This window comes from Psychrobacter aquaticus CMS 56 (assembly GCF_000471625.1).
Taxonomy (GTDB): domain Bacteria; phylum Pseudomonadota; class Gammaproteobacteria; order Pseudomonadales; family Moraxellaceae; genus Psychrobacter; species Psychrobacter aquaticus.
In genome coordinates this window covers 1-1384 of the sequence record NZ_AUSW01000024.1, presented here as the reverse complement: position 1 = coordinate 1384, position 1384 = coordinate 1, and the positions used below count along the sequence as shown (strand labels likewise).

General features: G+C 34.4%; 2 protein-coding genes. One reads left to right on the top strand and one right to left on the bottom strand.

Going from position 1 to position 1384, the window contains the following annotated elements:
• On the bottom strand, window positions 1-273 hold a 273-nt coding region (locus M917_RS13980; RefSeq protein WP_084606179.1), incomplete at its 3' end, for an IS630 transposase-related protein.
• Between the two features lie 264 nt (window positions 274-537).
• Here M917_RS13980 and M917_RS06435 point away from each other — a divergent pair.
• Window positions 538-1191, top strand: a complete 654-nt coding sequence (locus M917_RS06435; protein WP_021813983.1) for a LysE family translocator — start codon at window positions 538-540, stop codon at window positions 1189-1191.
• Window positions 1192-1384 lie beyond the last annotated feature (193 nt).

Genomic DNA, 1384 nt, shown 5'->3' with positions numbered 1-1384 from the left:
CTTTAGGGCATGATGAATGCCTGTTTTACTACAGTTCAAACGACGTGCTCGCTCATACTGATAATCATCAGGATGTTCTTGGACATCGTTGACTAGCACCTCATCTGGTATTTTGTAGGGTTTGGTTTGCCTTGTTGTTTTACTATGAACACGTCGCTTCCAGTTTTGTATGGTAGTTGGACTTAGATTGTAGAATTCAGTCGCTTCAGCAAAGGTCATACCGTCGTCTACACTTTTGAGTACTTGTCTGCGAAAATCTAGAGAGTAAGTCATGGGCATTTATTGTGATAATGAGTATGATGATTTAGTTTATAACGTTTTTATGTGAATTTGACTATATATTAATATTGGAATTCGTTTAAAGTGACGATTAGGTGGAAATAGTTAATATGGTCAATCGTCTTAAAAAAGCCCCTAAGCCGTTTAAGAAACGTCCAATTAGAAAATATCTTGAATATTAAAGCTAGTAAATATGTTAAAAAGTATAATAATTTATAAAATTTGGGTTTTTAGCGCTATTGAAAGTAAGAGTTATCTATGTTTGGTATTGAGAATTATCTGGGGTTTATCGTCGCTGCCATTTTGTTAAATTTAACACCAGGCACGGACAGTATGTATATTATTACACGCAGTATTTCACAAGGTACAAAAGCAGGATTTTATTCTGTTCTTGGTATTACCTCGGGCACTTTGGTACATACTTTACTGGCTTCTTTAGGTTTGTCAGTATTACTCGCCAAATCACCCATGGCATTTATGTTAGTGAAATATATTGGAGCAGGTTATTTATGCTATTTAGGTTTGAAGATGATAATGAGTAAAAAAGAACCTTTGATAGCAAACAGCTTACAAGATCAAGGAAGTAGTGTCAGCTCTAAGCATTCAAACAATTGGCAAATATACAAGCAAGGTGTGCTAACCAATGTTCTTAATCCAAAGGTGGCATTATTTTTCTTAGCTTTCTTTCCTCAGTTTGTTGATCCTAATTATGCTTACGGAATGTTATCCTTCTTAATTTTAGGCTTAACTTTCGCTTCAACAGGTTTAGTATGGTGCTTATGCTTAGCACTATTAGCTTCTGTGTTAAGCAAAAGTTTGAGAGGAAACCCGTCATTTGAAACTATTTTGAATAAAATAAGTGGCACTGTATTTGTTGGAATGGGTGTTAAGTTAATGACTGAAAAGGTCTGAATGAGTTATAGATCTAGAGTAACAACCTAATAATACCAGGCTATTAGAGATCATTAGGATATATAGTTGATCCAATTTGAAAGTAGTACAAGGCAACCGAGTGCAGATGTATATTTAATACTTCAAGCGAGGTTAACGCTATAACTCTTTTATAGTGGATTAACTATACCATAATCAATGGTTTATCTTAACA